The 17,104-nt window shown below is 38.9% G+C and carries 22 protein-coding genes and 1 tRNA gene; 3 read left to right on the top strand and 20 right to left on the bottom strand.

The features are described 5' to 3' along the window. Nucleotides 1-3 precede the first annotated feature (3 nt). The 12 genes from CL181_RS07260 to CL181_RS07205 form a co-directional block, all read right to left on the bottom strand. Nucleotides 4-1,065, bottom strand: a complete 1,062-nt coding sequence (locus CL181_RS07260) for a chemotaxis response regulator protein-glutamate methylesterase (RefSeq protein ID WP_097298638.1) — start codon at nt 1,063-1,065, stop codon at nt 4-6. A gap of 12 nt (nt 1,066-1,077) precedes the next feature. Beyond that, entirely contained in the window at nt 1,078-1,434 is a 357-nt protein-coding gene (locus tag CL181_RS07255) for a response regulator (protein ID WP_097298637.1), read from the bottom strand. A gap of 162 nt (nt 1,435-1,596) precedes the next feature. Next, the gene (locus tag CL181_RS07250) at nt 1,597-1,959 is read right to left on the bottom strand and encodes a response regulator (RefSeq protein ID WP_097298636.1); all 363 of its coding nucleotides are present in this window, start codon (nt 1,957-1,959) and stop codon (nt 1,597-1,599) included. A gap of 114 nt (nt 1,960-2,073) precedes the next feature. Beyond that, complete coding sequence (flaJ, locus tag CL181_RS07245) at nt 2,074-3,726, bottom strand: archaellar assembly protein FlaJ (RefSeq protein WP_097298635.1); 1,653 nt, start codon at nt 3,724-3,726, stop codon at nt 2,074-2,076. 3 nt (nt 3,727-3,729) lie between these two features. Next, entirely contained in the window at nt 3,730-5,361 is a 1,632-nt protein-coding gene (locus CL181_RS07240; protein ID WP_097298634.1) for a type II/IV secretion system ATPase subunit, read from the bottom strand. Nucleotides 5,362-5,374: 13 nt separating this feature from the next. Continuing rightward, nucleotides 5,375-6,067 (bottom strand): ATPase domain-containing protein, encoded by a 693-nt coding sequence (locus CL181_RS07235; protein WP_097298633.1) that lies wholly within the window; start codon nt 6,065-6,067, stop codon nt 5,375-5,377. A 3-nt stretch (nt 6,068-6,070) separates the two neighbouring features. After that, on the bottom strand, nt 6,071-6,526 hold the full coding sequence (locus CL181_RS07230; RefSeq protein WP_097298632.1) for a flagellar protein G: 456 nt from the start codon (nt 6,524-6,526) through the stop codon (nt 6,071-6,073). Between the two features lie 9 nt (nt 6,527-6,535). Continuing rightward, nucleotides 6,536-6,934: a hypothetical protein gene (locus CL181_RS07225; protein ID WP_097298631.1), complete on the bottom strand. Its 399-nt coding sequence runs from the start codon at nt 6,932-6,934 to the stop codon at nt 6,536-6,538. A gap of 15 nt (nt 6,935-6,949) precedes the next feature. Next, nucleotides 6,950-7,588, bottom strand: coding sequence for an archaellin/type IV pilin N-terminal domain-containing protein (locus CL181_RS07220; protein WP_097298630.1), 639 nt, complete (start codon nt 7,586-7,588; stop codon nt 6,950-6,952). Nucleotides 7,589-7,629: 41 nt separating this feature from the next. Continuing rightward, nucleotides 7,630-8,232, bottom strand: coding sequence for an archaellin/type IV pilin N-terminal domain-containing protein (locus CL181_RS07215; protein WP_097298629.1), 603 nt, complete (start codon nt 8,230-8,232; stop codon nt 7,630-7,632). 27 nt (nt 8,233-8,259) lie between these two features. After that, a complete protein-coding gene (locus CL181_RS07210; protein ID WP_097298628.1) occupies nt 8,260-8,820 on the bottom strand; it encodes a flagellin in 561 nt (186 codons plus the stop codon). A gap of 194 nt (nt 8,821-9,014) precedes the next feature. Beyond that, nucleotides 9,015-9,647, bottom strand: a complete 633-nt coding sequence (locus CL181_RS07205; RefSeq protein ID WP_097298627.1) for a response regulator — start codon at nt 9,645-9,647, stop codon at nt 9,015-9,017. A 612-nt stretch (nt 9,648-10,259) separates the two neighbouring features. Here CL181_RS07205 and CL181_RS07200 point away from each other — a divergent pair. Next, the gene (locus CL181_RS07200) at nt 10,260-10,502 is read left to right on the top strand and encodes a hypothetical protein (protein ID WP_097298626.1); all 243 of its coding nucleotides are present in this window, start codon (nt 10,260-10,262) and stop codon (nt 10,500-10,502) included. 235 nt (nt 10,503-10,737) lie between these two features. On the opposite strand, the gene CL181_RS07195 is transcribed toward CL181_RS07200, so the two are convergent. Further along, the gene (locus tag CL181_RS07195) at nt 10,738-11,037 is read right to left on the bottom strand and encodes a DUF2769 domain-containing protein (RefSeq protein ID WP_097298625.1); all 300 of its coding nucleotides are present in this window, start codon (nt 11,035-11,037) and stop codon (nt 10,738-10,740) included. A gap of 115 nt (nt 11,038-11,152) precedes the next feature. On the opposite strand from CL181_RS07195, the gene CL181_RS07190 reads away from it, so the two are divergent. Next, nucleotides 11,153-11,539, top strand: a complete 387-nt coding sequence (locus tag CL181_RS07190; protein WP_097298624.1) for a hypothetical protein — start codon at nt 11,153-11,155, stop codon at nt 11,537-11,539. Between the two features lie 54 nt (nt 11,540-11,593). On the opposite strand, the gene CL181_RS07185 is transcribed toward CL181_RS07190, so the two are convergent. The 4 genes from CL181_RS07185 to CL181_RS07170 form a co-directional block, all read right to left on the bottom strand. After that, nucleotides 11,594-11,667, bottom strand: a tRNA-Phe gene (locus CL181_RS07185). Nucleotides 11,668-11,751: 84 nt separating this feature from the next. Next, nucleotides 11,752-12,006: a hypothetical protein gene (locus CL181_RS07180; protein WP_097298623.1), complete on the bottom strand. Its 255-nt coding sequence runs from the start codon at nt 12,004-12,006 to the stop codon at nt 11,752-11,754. 6 nt (nt 12,007-12,012) lie between these two features. Further along, nucleotides 12,013-12,906 carry a hypothetical protein gene (locus CL181_RS07175; RefSeq protein ID WP_097298622.1) on the bottom strand — a complete coding sequence of 298 codons (894 nt, stop codon included), beginning with the start codon at nt 12,904-12,906 and terminating at the stop codon, nt 12,013-12,015. A gap of 3 nt (nt 12,907-12,909) precedes the next feature. After that, on the bottom strand, nt 12,910-13,698 hold the full coding sequence (locus CL181_RS07170; protein WP_141398831.1) for a hypothetical protein: 789 nt from the start codon (nt 13,696-13,698) through the stop codon (nt 12,910-12,912). Nucleotides 13,699-13,877: 179 nt separating this feature from the next. Between CL181_RS07170 and CL181_RS07165 the strand changes: the two genes are divergently transcribed. After that, nucleotides 13,878-15,173 carry an Ig-like domain-containing protein gene (locus CL181_RS07165; protein ID WP_141398830.1) on the top strand — a complete coding sequence of 432 codons (1,296 nt, stop codon included), beginning with the start codon at nt 13,878-13,880 and terminating at the stop codon, nt 15,171-15,173. 30 nt (nt 15,174-15,203) lie between these two features. On the opposite strand, the gene CL181_RS07160 is transcribed toward CL181_RS07165, so the two are convergent. From CL181_RS07160 to CL181_RS20215, 3 genes are all read right to left on the bottom strand, one after another. Continuing rightward, entirely contained in the window at nt 15,204-15,872 is a 669-nt protein-coding gene (locus tag CL181_RS07160) for a hypothetical protein (RefSeq protein WP_097298619.1), read from the bottom strand. 136 nt (nt 15,873-16,008) lie between these two features. Continuing rightward, complete coding sequence (locus CL181_RS07155) at nt 16,009-16,785, bottom strand: S-adenosyl-l-methionine hydroxide adenosyltransferase family protein (RefSeq protein ID WP_097298618.1); 777 nt, start codon at nt 16,783-16,785, stop codon at nt 16,009-16,011. 77 nt (nt 16,786-16,862) lie between these two features. Continuing rightward, nucleotides 16,863-17,027: a hypothetical protein gene (locus CL181_RS20215; protein WP_176505105.1), complete on the bottom strand. Its 165-nt coding sequence runs from the start codon at nt 17,025-17,027 to the stop codon at nt 16,863-16,865. Nucleotides 17,028-17,104 lie beyond the last annotated feature (77 nt).

Below are 17,104 nucleotides of genomic sequence, written 5' to 3'. Positions count from 1 at the left end.
CCTCTATGTATTTTCCGTTATGCTCTGAGCAATTTTGTTAATTGGTAAAATGTAATCTGCCAGTTTTTGGTCGATCACGGACCTTGGCATGCCATAAACCACGCATGTTGACTCATCCTCGGCTATCACCTTGCCGCCTGACGATTTTAGTTTCCTGATGCCATTTGTTCCATCAGAACCCATTCCTGTAAGTATTACCCCGAGTGTATTTTCTCCAAAGATCGGCGCCACAGAATCAAGAAGAACATCAATAGAAGGCCGTACACCCTGTACCTTTTCAGTCTTTGTAAGTGTGACTACTTCTCTAAGCTCGCCATTAATATTTTGCTGTTTTACGATCATATGAAAATCCCCGGGAGCTATATAGACAGTTCCTGCCTCCACAATATCACCATCAGCAGCCTCTTTTACTTTTAGCATGGATTGGGAATTCAAACGGTCTGCAAGGGATTTGGTAAATCCGGGAGGCATGTGCTGTACAATAAGGACAGGAGCACGAAGATTGGAAGGTAAAAAGGGTATGACTTGCTGTAATGCCCTGGGTCCGCCTGTGGAAGAACCTATTATTATTATCTTTTTAGTCCTGATTCTTTGTATGGATTCGATCTTTTCTTTCTTGCGAACGTTTACTTTTTGTTCTTCTATGAACCCAAGCTTATGGACCGCCACATTCGCAGCCGCTTTAACTTTTTTTATCAATTCATCTTTTATCTTGGCCATATCAAGGCTTATGTTCCCTGAAGGTTTCTGGATAAAATCAACTGCGCCATATTGGAACGCTGTCAGGGTAAGATCGGCTTGTTTTGATTCCGCACCGCTTAACATAATAACTGGCGTGGGACACTCACTCATGATATAACCAAGCGCATGTAATCCGTCAAGAACAGGCATTTCAACGTCCATAGTGACTACATCAGGCCGAAGGCGGGTTATCTTTTCTATTGCATCCTGTCCGTTCTTTGCTTTGCCTATAACTTCTATATCAGGAGACGATGCCAGAATATCAATAATGATTTTACGCATGAACGCTGAATCATCAACTACAAGAACTTTTATCCTGGACATTGGTAGACCTGATCACATATTCTTGGAAACAGCTTCCAGAACTTTTGCAGCGTCAAATGGTTTCACAATAAAATCCCTTGCACCGATCTTGATTGCATCATTTACTACAGTCTGCTGTCCGATTGAACTGCACATAACGACTTTTGCATTACTGTCTAAAGCCATTATTTGCTTCAGGCATTCAATACCATCAACGTTTGGCATGACTATATCGCAGAATACAAGATTCGGTTTATTTTCCTTGTATTTTGCAACACCATCCGAACCATCGACTGCTTCTAATAATTCATGTCCTGTCGGTGCAATGATCTTTTTAAGCATCATTCGCATGAATGCCGCATCATCCACCAGTAATATTTTTCCAGCCATTATTCCTCCGAGATATTATTTTTTGATTTCAATGTTTTAAAGTTGATTTCGTTATACATGCTATTCTCAACCACATCAGTATATACAAAAGTGTGATATTGGTGTGATATTACATGATTACACACCATCCGTGTCAATCCAGCAGTCTGGCAGTCTGAAATATCAGGCTGGCATATTTTTATAAAAGATTTCCAGGACTTTTGCTGCATCAAATGGCTTGATAATATAATCCCCTGCACCTATTCTGATTGCCTCATTTACTAACGCCTGCTGCCCTATCGAGCTGCAAATAATGACTTTAGCATTACTATCATGTGCCATTATTTGTTTCAGGCATTCGATCCCGTCAACATCTGGCATCATTATATCCAGAAACACCAGGTCAGGTTTATGCTGCTTATATTTAGACACACCATCCGATCCATCAGCGGCTTCAATTAATTCATTTCCACTCGAAGCAAGGATTTTTTTCAGCATCATTCTCATAAAAGGTGCATCATCCACAATCAATATCTTTCCGAACATTTTTCCTCGACATATTATTTTGTAGAGTTCTATATTTTAAAGCTGTTATGATTAATTATGGTCAATCACATCGATATATACAAAAGTGTGAAATTTAGTGTGATCTCATTATCATTACATACCCAATAGCGGTCCCATCCCCTGAATTGTCAATTCAGCAGTCAGCGCGGAAATCCAGACAAGTCCTACAAAATGAGTATAGGTATTAAAATGATGACCCCCATCAACAATTCTTATTAGCATTGCAGACATAAGTGAATGACATACCATCATTATCATAAGCATCGTTGTCATCAGCGGAATATTAGTGGCAGAAATCGTAGCAATTGAAATCCCAATATCGATATCAGGTATCGAAACATTTGAAAACATTTTTGCCAGCATTGCAATTATAGACACAGCAAGGAACATAGTCGCTGCAATTCCTGCGGTCATGCCATAAAGCACGCCTATCAGGCTTGAAGCGCTGCTATATCTCAATTTTCTCATTGAAAGTATACTCATAAAATTGTGGCTTATAATATCTCCGATTAAAGCTGGTTTCCCGCCCACATTTGTTCCTTCCACGAACATCGTTGCAAAACGTTCAATCAGATTACTCCCTGTTCCTGCAGCGAAATGCTCCCATGAACGCGGAGTACTGAGCCTTGTTCTGAGTCTCTTATACAGGTTATTTACATTTTCTGAAAGCGGGCCGAAATCATGAGAAATCAATTCTTTTAATGATTCAAGAATTAGTCCGCTTCTTGACCCTGCGGCCCCGCCAAGAGAACGGATAAAGGCTCCAAAATTATTATCATATCTTTTTATCTTATTTTCCTCAGTCCGCGCTATCAGTCCGGTAAGCAATAACGGAGTTAATGAAGTGGCAAACAGTATAGTTGTTGGTAATTTAGAAAATGGAACAACAATTCCCGTAACGATTATACAGAGGAGTAAAGAAACCGGCATAGACCATTTGATCCTGCGGTCAGCAGTTGTTTCGATTTCAAGTGTATGCCATATTCTGTCTGCAGGAACCTTTGACCTGGCATATAACAATATTACAAATTCCGTGCCTATAAACAGAACTATTGCGCCGCCAAGCAGTAATATGGAATCCATGCCCGTGATTATTGGCATGATGATCGCGAATGCTACTATGAATATAAGAGACATGCACATTGAAATAAACATTTCTTTTATCATATCTATGGAATTTAAAGAGTCCTGGTACATGGTCACAAAGTCTTTCATTACCACGGTTTGCTCGGATAATACGAACTCCCTGAAATCCTGTCCTGCCTGGACAGAATGCGCCATCCGGTCAAGAAAGTCCGAAAAAAGAATGGAAGGTGTTCGCTGGGCTATGAACCTGCATGCAACCGGGAAACTTACATGCCAGTAGTAAATAAGAGCATATATCCTTCCGGTCTCTTTTGCCAGATAACCATAAGCTTCAGTATGTGACAGCTTGAGTAATAGATCAACCCTTGTCATCTGGGAAGTAGCAAGAACACCCATATGTGTAATGTAATAATGTATATTATTGTCAATTTCTTTTTTTTTTCCTTCCAGGCTTGATATTGGATATATTATCACGATTGAAAATAGTGCAATGGGGACAAGCATTACACCCACGAAAAGAACTCCTTCCATGACTGAAGGGACAAGCAGCAGGATTATAATTGGAAATAAAATCGCTAAAATAGCTATCGGGATCACAAAATTCATAAAATATTTTTTTTGCGAGATCCCAAGGCAATGGAATATGACTTTTGTGTTCATATTTCATACCTCAAAAGGAATACCTTCAAGACCTCTTGCCTGGTATGCCCAGATTATATCCCTTACTTTATAATAATCCAGGATATTTTCTTCTACCATCCTGGTAAGTATTTTGGCACGTAAAGCAAGGTCATCATATATCAGGCGCTTATCATCATAACCCTGTTTGGTAGCTATCTTGTCAAGGAGGAAACTATTATTCATACCCCTGAAACGATGCCTGTCATTTGTAAAATCCCACTCAAAAACTCCCCTGGTTATTACACCTCCCGCCTCTTCAAGATAACCTTCTATCTCATCAACCGATGTGCATCTTCGCAAATATTTGCCTTTTCTATATATTGCCTGGAGGATCAAAGCTGCATTGAGGTTATCAGCAAATGTTGGCGGGATATTTATAGGCTCACCAGTAAGCCTCTGGAGAAGTTTTCTGACAGATGACGCATGGAACGTGGCAAGAACAGCATGTCCTGTCTGCATTGCCTGGAATGCGACCGCGCCCTCTGCGCCCCTGATTTCACCCACAATGATATAGTTTGGTCTTGAGCGCAGGGCAACTTTTAAGAGAGTAAATGTATCTACCTGGGATTCGATCGGACCATCAAGCCGCGTGATCAATTGCTGCCATGCCGGCTGTGGTGGAAGTACTTCAGCTGTATCTTCTACTGTATACATCTTTGATTTGCTGCTAATGAAAGGCAATGCAGCGTTAAGCATTGTTGTTTTGCCGCTTGCTGTTTCACCGCTAAAAAAAATGCTCATCTGGTTCTCAAGCAAAAGCCACAGATATGCGCAAAGATTTGCGTCTACACTTCCCCACTTGATAAGCTGGGGAATACTCGCCGGCACTTCCATGAATTTTCTCATGGTGAAACTGGAACCTTTCCGGCTGATGTCAGTACTATAAATAGCAGCAATTCTTGTACCATCACCAAGAGATCCATCGATCAGGGGGCGCGCATCGCTTACAGGCCTGCCGATACGTTCACCCACGGTATGCAGCCAGTGACTCAGGTTTTCCTGGGTGCCAAAAGTCAAATTGGTTGTAAGCATGTTCATTATTTTATGGACTATATATATGCCGCTTACTCCGATACTATGAATATCTTCAAGGTAAGGGTCCCTTATTACAGGCTCTATCGGTCCCTGGCCAATGACATCCCGGTCAAGGAAATAAGAGATCTTATCATATTCATCCTGGGTTAAAGATACGGATTTTGCTCCAAGGAATTTATCAAATATTCCAATTGGTGCCAATTTCCCCGCAATATGAACCGATTCATTAAAAAGTTTCATCATTAACTTTCTCAATTGTTCCTCATTTTCAGGAACTATTTCATCTGCAGCTTTTTCAAGAATAGTATCCATTATAGCCTTATACTTTTTTGACTCATCCGGGGATAGGGCTGGCTCAATCGCAATATAAAAAATTTGCTTTGTGACCTTGTCACCTTTTAGATGGATAAAGATCGGGTCGCCCACAGGATAAATTATGGAAGGTACAGGAATGTCTACAATATCACGGGATAATTTAGGCATGAAGTCCGGCATTACCCCGCTTTCTTTCTTGCATTTATCCACATATTCTGACAGATGCGGGTTTCTTTTCAGGGCTTCTTCGAATTTATCATCCATGATGATCACTCATTTATGATACCCCGGAAATGTTGATCATGACACCGCTTTTTGCTTCTACCTTGAATCCGATCATTGCCCCAACCTGTATTTCAGGATTCGAATATTTGTTTATGACCATAGTTCGCAGCATTTCAGTTCCCATCTGCCGCATTTTGATTGTTATCATGATCTCAGCCGCGTCTTTAAATTCGGAAACTACATGAGCAGGCATCTCTGTGGTGTCCATTGTAATAATAATCGTTTTCTGTAAACCTGTTATTTTCTTGAAAAACGAAATTAGCTCAAGGCTTTTCTGTGCATCGGTCCCATATCGGATAAGCGCCGAAAGAGTATCTATAATAATTATGTTTTTTTCATAAAGTCCTTCCGCACCCATAAGGCGCTGGAGAAAATCAATCCTGGGCTTTGATTCTTTTAACAATGGAAAAACCGGAATATACAATAGTTCGCCTTTTAGCAACCTTATCCCTATCGGATAATCGAGTGATTTCATCTGCCTGATGAAATTTTTCGTGGTTAATTGAGTTGAAATATAGGTGACTGTATTTTTATTGTCAAGAAGACCGTAAGCAAATCTCTGGCACAGTGCGCTTTTTCCACTCCCGCTGGGACCGTCTATCATTATCAGGGAACCTTTCGGAAAACCGCCCCCCAGCATCTGGTTCAATTCGTCCCTGTCAAGCACAAAATTATATCCTGCCATATTTTAAGGTATCCTGAATGAAAAAGTATCTTCAATTCCGTTATTCGTTATTACCCTGATATTATGACTGCTTGCGGAAAGCGACGTTGTCGCGTTTATTTGCAGTACATCTCCTGAAAGCCACATCGGATCGTTACCTAAAATTGTTTTATTAAGGTTACTGTCAGCAACGATAGTTCCGTCTATGATGACTGTAATATATTGTATGCCAAGCTCTTCTTTCCCCGTGTTTTTTACGTAAAATGTATAAATGCCGCTGCTACTGTTATAAGGTATCAATTCAGGATCACTTATGATGGTGATATCCGTTTTCAATTGTTCCGCAAATGCCTTACTCCCCATAATTGCTGCTGAGGAAATCGATTGGATGTTCAGGAAAATTGCTCCAACTACACTCAATGCAATTATTACAGATGTGATGAAAAAGACCATCTGAGTTGCTGATGCGCCTGCTCCCATTTTTATCTCCTAGGTCAGTGAATAATAATCAGCTGCACCATTTTCGGTTATAATCTTCACTCTGCCGCTTACAAGTTCAATCGTTACATTGATGGATGTCTCAGGCGGCCAGACACCGCCGGGATTTACAGTATAAGACGAGTCGAATTTCCCATTTAATATTACATTGATCTTACTGGAATTAAGGGTCATTGAGCCATTATTAAATACAGTCAGGTTTCTGCCATCCTGGTCCCAGTTCGTGATTACTATTTTGGTATTCAATTTTTCATCCCATAATTCATTTGAACTTTTTTTTGCTTCTTGAACCTGCCGATATGACATATCCGCCATGGGATAGAATATTGACGCCATTTGCAGAATTGACGCAATGAATATAACCATAACAGCAGAGGTTGAAAAGCCCATTGGATCTCTCCACTGTTATGGGTATAATCGTACGTACCTGTTTACTCCGAACGAATTTGGAGTTGCTATTTCGAGATTTACCGCCTGCCCCAGTTCCTGGTTCAAAGATAGCCAGAAAGTTTTTCTCGGGGCTAAGACTATACCCTGTATAGCATTGGCAGATACCTGGATTTCTATTAAATCTCCACTGTTAAGTACAGGAGTTGTGTTAGAAAATGACATGTCTTCATCCCGCACTGCTATAGCAGTATATGTTGTGTTAGTAGTGTTAGTAGTGTTAGAACTATTATAACCCTCACTTGAATAATTTAGATCATAGCGTTTAGTAGAATCCATAATCGTTACAATAACCTGTCTCAAATCTATTGAAGTAGTACCTACATCCGGTTTAAGCCTGATTAATAGATCATTTATTGATTGGTTGGAAGTTTCTCCTCTATCTCCAAGAACCTGCTCCACAACGATATTTGAAGATATCTGCTGTGTGGCCTCTTTGCTTGTCTTTGTAGCTTTCTGCTGAAGCGCCCCTGTTGTGTATATCAGTACTGTGGCAGCTACTGCGGCGACAAGCACCATCGCAATGAATATGATCAAAGTGCCAACTCCGATATCACCCCTTTCATTGTCTGTCAGGAATTTTTGGTTTGCTTTCATGTATTACTCCTTTCCTTTAAAAAGGAAAAAATTCCCCTTTTTCAGGGGAATAGCTGGGAATAGTTCTTGGTTCCCCAGGATGAGGGGGCTATTACTTCCTTCATTACCATTGTGCCTGATTCCGGAATAACCTCAATAAGGCCCTTTTCCCTGAGGCCTAAATCAGTGGTTGTATTAATTGTGATTATTCCAAGTTCACCTACTTGCAGGACGGAATTCGCGGCAGATCCAACATAGCGCTGTTCAGTGTAGTTAAACATTGTTGAAGTTATATTAGCTACACCTACACTACTATTGTAAACCATTGTATCCGTTACAGCGCTGTCAATATATTTCACAACAACAGATTTAAAATCAATATTTTGCCCGCCAGCTGACAATTGTAAAGCTATGGTAAAGTTTTCAACTTTCTTCGAGCTTGTATTCACATTACCGATAATCGAGACAAAATTCAAATTGGATGTGACTTCTGTTGCTGCTTCTTTACCAGTCTGCTGGGCTTTTTGCTGCAGAATGCCAGATGTCTGGATCAGCACTGCTGCTGCCACAGCTGCTACAAGAACCATTGCAATAAATATTATCAATGTCCCTATACCAACATCCGCCGTATCATTTATTAATATGTTATTTTTTTGTTTATTCATATTTTCACCTTCTAAAGAATTTTTCCTTTATGGGAATAACTGATACTGGGTATTTCCTCCATATGTTGATGGGGCAACAATATCTTTTATTACCATAGAACCTTTTTCAGGAACAATCTGGATAGTGGCAGATTTCCTGGCAGCCAATTCTTTTCCAGTAAGATCAAGAGTAAATTTGCCAAGGTCCCCTGGTGATAGAATATTGGCATCTCCGTCTAAAGTCCTTTCTTCTGTATAGAGCGCAGAAATGTTAATAAATACTGCATTTGTATCATCTATATATTTCACTACAGTTTTATTTATATCAATAGGATTTCCACCTGCTGATATTTCTACTGAGAAGGTAAGGTCCGTAGCTTGTTCGCCCGTGACATCAGCGATGATAGATATGATTTTCAAGTTGGAAGATATTTCCGATGTTGCTTCCTTGCCTACGGTTGTTGCTTTTTGCTGCAGCACACCGGATGTCTGGATCAACACTGCTGCTGCTACCGCCGCAACAAGTACCATGGCGATAAATATGATCAGAGTGCCTATACCGACATCGGCGTCTTCATTTTTTATTAATTTTGTTCCTTTAGCTTTCATAACGCCTCCGTTTAAATTTTATATTTTTTGATTTATAGAGTTAGGTGGCGTCATTACGCCAGACCTTTCATCTTATAATCATTATCATGATGCATACATATAAACGGTGTTGTGAAAAAGGTGTGATAAATAAGGCAAAATGCGCAGGTGAATCTCCCTGCACCAGAGGAAGGATGGCAATAATTAAAAGAATATCAGGCTAATAAAAACCTGTCATTTTTGAAATGTTTTATTTCGGTTTGTGCTGAATTGATCTTCTTTTTCAAATTATCAAGAAGTTTCCTGCTTTCCGGGTCATTTTCAAGTGTATGGTCCGGATAAAGCTGCCGCAGCAAGATGAATCGTTTCCTGTCAAGAATGTTTTGTTTCAATAATAAGAATAATAAATACAATACATCCTCCTTTTCTTTGTGATATTTAATTGTTTTAACGCATTGTTCAAGATATGAGGGAATTTCAATAGCATCCTTTACAGCCATATGAAGGCAATCCAGGGTTACAGGCTTTATGAGGTAATCCGAGACCATGGAAAGCCTGAACATATCGCTGATTACGGGAATTTTCGATGTATTGACCACAATAGGTATATCCGAATGATTCTTTTTTATTTTTTCTATTAAATCCCATCCATCCATGTCCGGAAGTTCCATATCCATCAAAACCAAATCGGGAGAACTTTTTTTAATTCCGGCCAGACACCTTTTTGCTGTAAATGCTGTGGTAACAATATACGTATTATCAACCATGAGAAGCATTTCAGCAAACAAGTCAGCTATATCCGGTTCACCGCTTACAATAAGGATGGATTTCTGCTTTTTTTCAGTCATATGATTTTACCTGGAAGACACATTAATATAAGGCTAAGTATGATTATTCTTCACAAACATTAAAATTAAGTGAGATAAAGAGTATCAAAAGCTCTATAAAATTTTAAGGTGTAGCCAATTCCTTTTATATGGCTATTAATTATCTTCATCATAAATATTGACCATATTTTAACTCCTACAAAAGCTGATTTTAAATATGTTACATATTTTTTCGGATAAAATTGGATAGGTTCACACAAGATAAGATTTTGGTGAGATTAATTTCCACACCCATGATGCTATGATGAGGTATTCGTTTTATCTCACTCACCATTATATCAGTATGAAACATTTATTAAAAGAACTTTTTATACCAGAGTATGGCCAACCACCTTTTGTTATTATTGACTTTACTAACTTCCTGACATAGTATAAATATAAATATTGGCACGCATATAGGATATTATAGGGAAGTAGGTTCTAACAAGAAATGAAAGACTATAGCGATCTTTCTAATTAACAGCTACAATTAATAAATATAAAACTCATTCAAAGTTTCCTTTAACTCTTGAAAGAGAGCATAATAGAAACTGAGATTGAAAGCAAGATATAAATTAAAAGGAGGTGAAAAGTATGGCAACAAGAGAGGAACAACATGTTGAAGAAGAGGAGCCAGTTAAACAGGCCGGAAAATCTCATGGGAAAAGCACAAAATCAGGTGCCACTGAAGAATACAATGAGAGAATGAGGAATTTCAACAAAGAGCTAATGGAGAAAGTAAAGGGGGGTGCCAGCGAGGAGGAGGAAATGCCAAGCGCACACTCAAAGACATCCAAGAGGGCAGCAGCATCTGAGGAAGCAGAAGCATCTGAGTAGCTGTAAAGATAAATACGCATCCATAGCCTTTTATGAGGGATGTAAAAGCTGCAATACTATGCTGCTTCAGAAGAATTATTGGAAGAACATTCCCTCTTTTTTTTTACGGTTTTTTATAGTCTTAAGAGGAGCTCTGGAAAAGGTGGAATCCAGAATTAATAAAAGTAGAAATAAATACACAGGTAGAAGTAAATATACAGCTCTGAATACTTTCTTAATTGTTCATGTATCAATTTTATTTCATACCTGCCTGCTCTTTACCAGAACCCCTGAGGCAGTAGCGGTCCCATCTGAGAGACAATGTCTTCTGGACAGGGCAGGTAGGGCATAGACAGCCTTTATAATTCTTGATTATTGTGCTTCTCCCGATTGCGCAAAATGCAAGTTTGTTTTCGCCGGTTCCAATATAAGTAGGACAGTTTACACAAATACATATTTTACTCAGCTCTTTGATTTTATCCTGCATCTGTGCCGGAGTCATTTTGCTCATTGCTTCCATATTCTGTTCAAATGTTTTCTGTGGTTCTGCTGGCATATTTTACCCCCTTAAATTAGCATATTAACAATTCTGGTTGTTAGTATATAATTGTTTTCAATAGATTTAATACCGTTGCCATTACATATTATTAAATGAAGGGGTGAATAAGTATATGGATAGAAATACAGAACAAACTGTAGACAAGTTTAAGAAAATTGAAATGGGATTAAAATGCATCAGGGATTTGAACCTTCTTGATGATTTTTTTGATGAGACATGGAAAGAGGGGACAGAGAGGTTCCTGGATAAGTATGAGGATAAAAAATCATTTTATGATCTGCCCCTGGAAGAAACCGATAAAGTTTTAGACAAGGTAACCGAATGGTTCGGAGATGATTACGGGCTGGCTGTAATCGATGGGGAATTCTGGATGGTTGCTGTGGGCAGCGTAGAAGAAGGCGGCAACAAGTGGTGGTTCAAAATGAGACTCAAAACAAATGATATAGAGACCGCCAGAAAAGTCATTTTGCTGGATAAATGCAGGCCGAGGAGATACTAAAATACTAAACTCTTTTTTGTTGATGAACCTGAGAGTTCGAAGTAAAAAGAACAGTGCCCAGACCCGGACTTGAACCGGGGACATCTGCGTCTTCAGCGCAGCGCTCTCCCAGGCTGAGCTATCTGGGCACAACAGGTGCTAATTGCCGACATCGTATATCAAACCTTTGCCAGCGAACTCACAATATGTTTAACCATAGAAAAAGGTTTCGATTATCGAGAAAGGAACATTTTCACAAGATAGACGCCAATACCGATCACTAAAAGGCTGAAAATCGATCTGATTAGAGCTACATAACGATAATCAAACAATGTGGAAATTGCCTCCTGCATATCGAAAAAAAATGTGTAAAGTGCGATAAAGATAAGTCCAACCAGCATGATAACAACTGCAATGTTGACCAGCTTTTGGAAACTGTTATCTTCTATCTTTCCTGCACTTTTTTGTTCCTTTTGTTCCCCTTCCATTTTATTTCATCTCCTGCGCCGGATGATTATATGATATACAAGCAATATCCCGATTAATGCAGAAACAGTAAGGAATCCTGGTTCTGCTGGCGTTGCAGGTTTTGGTTTCCCTTCTTCCACAAGAATATTAGTTACCGGTTCGTTATATTTCAAAGTATTCAGTTTTACTTTGTCAACCAATTCAGCCTGAGCAACAGTTTTTCCGTTTTCCAGGACTTTAACAGAAAAACTATATTCCTTATTCCTGGGAATGGTGAATGTCACCTTGCCCCTGGACCTGCCCTCGCTTTTTATTATATTTAGCGTCTCACTCTGGACATACGTATTGTAAGGGTCTACCTGGGCTGTCACTTCAAGGGTCAGTGGATTTGAATCTCCCCCCTGATTGTATAATCCGGGTGAAACATCCACTACAGCCATTGACGCATCATTGAGAAGTTTGGTTACGACAATGGTCATATCAATAAGTTTGATATCCGATGGATCACCTGGCGCAGGTTTTGCTTTGACAACAACAGGAGTAAAATGTTCAGGAGTTAAGAGCTTTCCTCCTTCAAATACCTGGACCACAACCGCATATTCGCCGGGATTCGGAACATTGAGTGATACACTGCTGGACGAAGAAGATTTGCTTTTAATATAACCTATATCCGAATCCTTTTCTGCAACTATTAAATTTGTTGAAGGTTCCCTTATTTTTACTTTGACTGTAAGTGAGCCGGTATCAGTATCCTGGTCATTCCTGATATACGGGGTCACAGTGAGTTTTGTTCCGTCTTCAACCTGTGAATACATAACATCAGTTGAAGTTATATAGACGCTACCGTATTCTCTCATGCAGCCGCTAAGGGCTACTGCAATAAGAATAAAAAATAAAAATAAAAAAACATTCAATTTCATATCTTATAGTTTTACCTTGAGTTTTATTGTCTTTGAATCAATGACTTTATCACCCATCATAAGAGTAACGAATACATCTGTCTCTCCATTGGGTGCGTTTTTCAGGACCTGGACTTGAAGAGGTAGTGTATTGGATGTTCCGCCTTTTGCCATTGCATTCCCGATTGTGAGTGAATTATTTGTTCCCATTCTCTTATTATCAACATCCACGAATACTTTCAGGGTATTTTCATCTATTGTTGACCTGCCATCATTTTTAATTGAAAAGGTTATAGTCACATTATCTCCGGCACTTGCTTCCCATGTAGTTACTTCGGCCTCTGATATGCTGTTAATATCCTTAACGAAGCCAACGAACTGAAGTTTTGCATCAGGAAGAACTATGGTATTCACAGGGATTGACTTCGTTTTGGTTATGAGATTGCCTTTTGAATCCTTTCCTGAATCATAGGACACTGTAAGAGTTGTTGTACCTGTAACATCTTTGAAACCTGGCGCCTGGATTTTTGCAGATAAGAGAACAGTGGACGGCTGGTCTTCCCTTGCAGGAATATTCACATTTCCGCCAGAGAGAACTGTGAAAGGCTCAAGTGACTTTACAGAAACAGAGTCTATCGGTGATGTAGCGTTGTTCATAACGTTCACTGATATTTCTTTTTCCTGGAACTCTTTCATCTGGATCGGAGCAGCACTTATTGTTATGTCCGATGGGTCAACTGGAGTTACTGTCGATACACATCCTGATAAAAGGACGACCAAAGTTAATAGTATATACATTAATGGTTTTTTCACGATATCACCTGATGTTAAACTATTTATTTACATGTTTAACTATTTATAATCCTACTTACTCATACAAATTCATTTTTAACCATATATAGATTTCCCCACAATTGTTCCACTTAACCAGAAATTACCAATATCGACAAAGGCCGGAAAATATAAATATTAACGACCTCTATAATATAATTGTGAGAGTTCTGATCCGCAGCTTTATTTTACTTGTTTTGATATCAGGTTTAACCATTGGTCCGGCACAATGTGAACCCCTGCAGAATTTGACAGATGTTGGCACGTTCACAACATCTGAACCTCACGATGCCGAATTCTATAAGGATTACATGTTCATTGCTGATGGGAACTCCCTCCTGGTATACAATGTAAGTAATCCTGAAAAGCCCGGGCTGCTCAATAAAATGACAGATTTTGATAAGGTTTATGGGATATCTATTCTGGAAGAGCGTTTGTATATGGCATCAGGTCCGGGTTGGATATATGTGCTCAATATCAGTGATCCTGAAAACCCAACAAAATTACAGCAGATCACCTACCTGGATAATGCAAATGATGTTGCAGTAACTGAAAAATATATGTATGTAGCCGATACAAATACCGGATTACTTATTTTTAATTTCAACGATCAGACAAACCCGGAACTTTCCGGAATGTTTTACGTATTAAAATCTAACATTAGTGGAACTCTTCAAGGATGGGCAGGGATATCGATTGAAGTTTCTGGAAATTATGTGTTCTTAAGTGCAGAAAAAAGAGTTGGATTTTATATTGTTGATGTATCCGATCCGGAAAGTCCAAAGGAAGTCTTTCATTCTCTTGGAAAAAATGTATATGATATAGCTATACGAGGAAATGATGTTTATCTTTCCAGGGCTGATGGAACATCTGAATATAACCTGCTGGATGTCAGCAACCCTTATGCTCCAAATAATACCGGTACATTTTTTATAAATGAAATAAAAGATAGAGCCGCTATTGCAGTCCATCCATCGGGTGATTATATCTATGCGGCATCGGGTGACACATGGCATATTTTCAAAGTTCCTGATACCATCCCCCCACAGATAATAATTGACAGGCCACAGCAGGGCGAAATATTTTCAAACCAGGTAATTAACATCTCAGGTACTGCTTCTGATAAAAATGATATTAAAGAAGTTCTGGTAAACGGAAATTTTTCCGGAACAAAGGTATGGGATCAAAGAGTCAAGCTTCAGGAAGGGACCAATAACATCACCATAACTGCGTGGGACACGAATGGAAATAATATTACTGAAAGTATTCAGGTTGTATACCGTCCGCAGGCCATTACACCCATGCAAACAATTACTTCCAGCCCATCACCGAAGGAGACCCCTGAAATCATAAAAGATACTGTTAAAAAGCCTGTGTCTTACAATGTTATATTAATTGCAATGCTCTTTTTAATAACTATAGCTTTTATTTATTGGATAACCAAACTAAAAAAATAGGACATGCTTTGCGTTAAGCAAATATAGGAGTCATGATGATGCTATCAAAACCATATCATTTTCCCCGGATATTTTATCCCGGCCATTTTCCCCAAAGGCTTCATACATTGATTTTAGTGCCTCTTCCTGAGTGGAAGCACTTCCGAATAACATGTATATAGATGCCGGATAATTCAATAGTTTACTTATTTTCTGAGGACTCTTATTATTAGAGAGATACATTGTTATTAATTTTGCATAGAAACTGTTTATTTCAGGATCTATACCCGTTATCTGGATTGATATCTGACCATTTTCACTCCCGATATTCACGGAAATAGGCCAGTTCAGGAATGAGATCTCTTCATTTATTACCTTGTTAAGGGTATTGATATCATAACTATTGATATTTTGTTGTGAAAACAACTGAATTGCTTCATTTATGGGGGGTAAACTGCTTTTTCTATTACTTAAAAGCCACCTGAACATTGTCAGGGGAATTGTTATTCCATAAATGCGGTTTCGTGTCTGCTCCATTGCATGATTTTTTTCTTTAAAAAGATCTTTTGCAGTTTCCAGGCTTCCCATATTTTCAGTAACAAAGCCGGTGAAATCGATAATATCTCGCATTGCTGCAGATAAATTACCCTGGTGTTTTTTAAGCAATGGGTCGAGCATCTTTAAATGGGTATCACTTATAGAGACATTTTTTCGTAGCATATTTCACCTTTTAGATTGGATTTTTAAATGTTCATAAAGCGTAAAATCTTGACATTGCCCTATGATTCTTATGATAATGATAATAATAGCTAATACTATTTATAACTTATCCCAAAAATTCATCAGAAACATAAATTTAAATCGAAATTATTACTTCATCCCCCTGCTTCCTACCAAACATTTTCGATGCATTCCCCATGTTCACTGCTAACTCAAGAAACCCATGGCTGCCCACTAATACCAGGGGGTCGCCTTCTTTAAAAAACCCATATGAACTACCAAATATTACCCTTCTTTTCCCGACCCATAATTCATCCCCGGGCAGAAAATCCACCGATTCCCGGGAAATATTTGTGATAATATTACCGAATGAGTCAATATATATGACTCTGCCATGAATGGAACCATTCACTTTTTTCCCCTTCCCAAAATCAAGTTCCTTATAATCAAAGATTTGTCCGCCTGCATCTTCAATCCTTGATCCTTTTGAAATATGCGCACCCACGGGTGCAAAAATATCCCTGCCATGAAAAGTGCAGGATATATTTTTTTGAAATAAATTTGTATTTGAAATTTCATATACTTCTATCGTTCCAATGCTTTTTGCGGCAGGGATAAGAAGACCGTTGTCCGGCCCGATAAAATAATGGATCTCACCATTATGGGATACAGCCTTGATTGCAATTTCGCGCCTTTTTGTCCCGACACCAGGATCAACTACTGCTATATGGACAGTGCCTGAGGGAAAATATTTTGCCGTGGTCATTAATATGAACGCTCCGGCACGTATATCATAGCGCGGTATTGAATGTGTGATGTCCACGATATTTACATCGGAATTAATTCCGAGTATTACACCTTTCATGGACGCCGGATATACATCCCCGAAATCTGAAAGCAGGGTTATTACCATACAGGAACATTTAATACCTGTTTAACTATATAACTGATAGGAAGTATAATCCATCGCTTGTCGAAAAGGCGGGTGGTTCACGGTATTATTCTTTTCCCGGGTACTTTGTAAGCCCATCTGCTGAAACTATTTATATAGAATATTTCTTCATACCTGCTCTTTTCGATGAATTGTATATTTCCTTCTTCAACCTCTCCATTTTCAAGTTTGAATCGCACATTGTCCCCGATAGTATATTTCATATATTTCTCCTGCCAGGTTTAATCAAACCAGGCAAATTTACTTCGCAATAATTACTAATTAACATGCTCATATAAAC

The sequence above is a fragment of the Candidatus Methanoperedens sp. BLZ2 genome, from assembly GCF_002487355.1.
Taxonomy (GTDB): Archaea; Halobacteriota; Methanosarcinia; order Methanosarcinales; family Methanoperedenaceae; genus Methanoperedens.
This window is presented reverse-complemented; position numbering and strand designations above follow the sequence as displayed.

What these genes read in the sequence shown, in the direction of transcription:
- CL181_RS07260 (WP_097298638.1), bottom strand. Translation starts at nt 1,065, where the DNA reads ATGTCCAGGATAAAAGTTCTTGTAGTTGATGATTCAGCGTTCATGCGT.
- CL181_RS07255 (WP_097298637.1), bottom strand. Translation starts at nt 1,434, where the DNA reads ATGGCTGGAAAAATATTACTGGTGGATGATGCGGCATTCATGCGAATG.
- CL181_RS07250 (WP_097298636.1), bottom strand. Translation starts at nt 1,959, where the DNA reads ATGTTCGGAAAGATATTGATTGTGGATGATGCACCTTTTATGAGAATG.
- flaJ (WP_097298635.1), bottom strand. Translation starts at nt 3,726, where the DNA reads ATGAACACAAAAGTCATATTCCATTGCCTTGGGATCTCGCAAAAAAAA.
- CL181_RS07240 (WP_097298634.1), bottom strand. Translation starts at nt 5,361, where the DNA reads ATGGATGATAAATTCGAAGAAGCCCTGAAAAGAAACCCGCATCTGTCA.
- CL181_RS07235 (WP_097298633.1), bottom strand. Translation starts at nt 6,067, where the DNA reads ATGGCAGGATATAATTTTGTGCTTGACAGGGACGAATTGAACCAGATG.
- CL181_RS07230 (WP_097298632.1), bottom strand. Translation starts at nt 6,526, where the DNA reads ATGGGAGCAGGCGCATCAGCAACTCAGATGGTCTTTTTCATCACATCT.
- CL181_RS07225 (WP_097298631.1), bottom strand. Translation starts at nt 6,934, where the DNA reads ATGGGCTTTTCAACCTCTGCTGTTATGGTTATATTCATTGCGTCAATT.
- CL181_RS07220 (WP_097298630.1), bottom strand. Translation starts at nt 7,588, where the DNA reads ATGAAAGCAAACCAAAAATTCCTGACAGACAATGAAAGGGGTGATATC.
- CL181_RS07215 (WP_097298629.1), bottom strand. Translation starts at nt 8,232, where the DNA reads ATGAATAAACAAAAAAATAACATATTAATAAATGATACGGCGGATGTT.
- CL181_RS07210 (WP_097298628.1), bottom strand. Translation starts at nt 8,820, where the DNA reads ATGAAAGCTAAAGGAACAAAATTAATAAAAAATGAAGACGCCGATGTC.
- CL181_RS07205 (WP_097298627.1), bottom strand. Translation starts at nt 9,647, where the DNA reads ATGACTGAAAAAAAGCAGAAATCCATCCTTATTGTAAGCGGTGAACCG.
- CL181_RS07200 (WP_097298626.1), top strand. Translation starts at nt 10,260, where the DNA reads ATGGCAACAAGAGAGGAACAACATGTTGAAGAAGAGGAGCCAGTTAAA.
- CL181_RS07195 (WP_097298625.1), bottom strand. Translation starts at nt 11,037, where the DNA reads ATGCCAGCAGAACCACAGAAAACATTTGAACAGAATATGGAAGCAATG.
- CL181_RS07190 (WP_097298624.1), top strand. Translation starts at nt 11,153, where the DNA reads ATGGATAGAAATACAGAACAAACTGTAGACAAGTTTAAGAAAATTGAA.
- CL181_RS07180 (WP_097298623.1), bottom strand. Translation starts at nt 12,006, where the DNA reads ATGGAAGGGGAACAAAAGGAACAAAAAAGTGCAGGAAAGATAGAAGAT.
- CL181_RS07175 (WP_097298622.1), bottom strand. Translation starts at nt 12,906, where the DNA reads ATGAAATTGAATGTTTTTTTATTTTTATTTTTTATTCTTATTGCAGTA.
- CL181_RS07160 (WP_097298619.1), bottom strand. Translation starts at nt 15,872, where the DNA reads ATGCTACGAAAAAATGTCTCTATAAGTGATACCCATTTAAAGATGCTC.
- CL181_RS07155 (WP_097298618.1), bottom strand. Translation starts at nt 16,785, where the DNA reads ATGGTAATAACCCTGCTTTCAGATTTCGGGGATGTATATCCGGCGTCC.
- CL181_RS20215 (WP_176505105.1), bottom strand. Translation starts at nt 17,027, where the DNA reads ATGAAATATACTATCGGGGACAATGTGCGATTCAAACTTGAAAATGGA.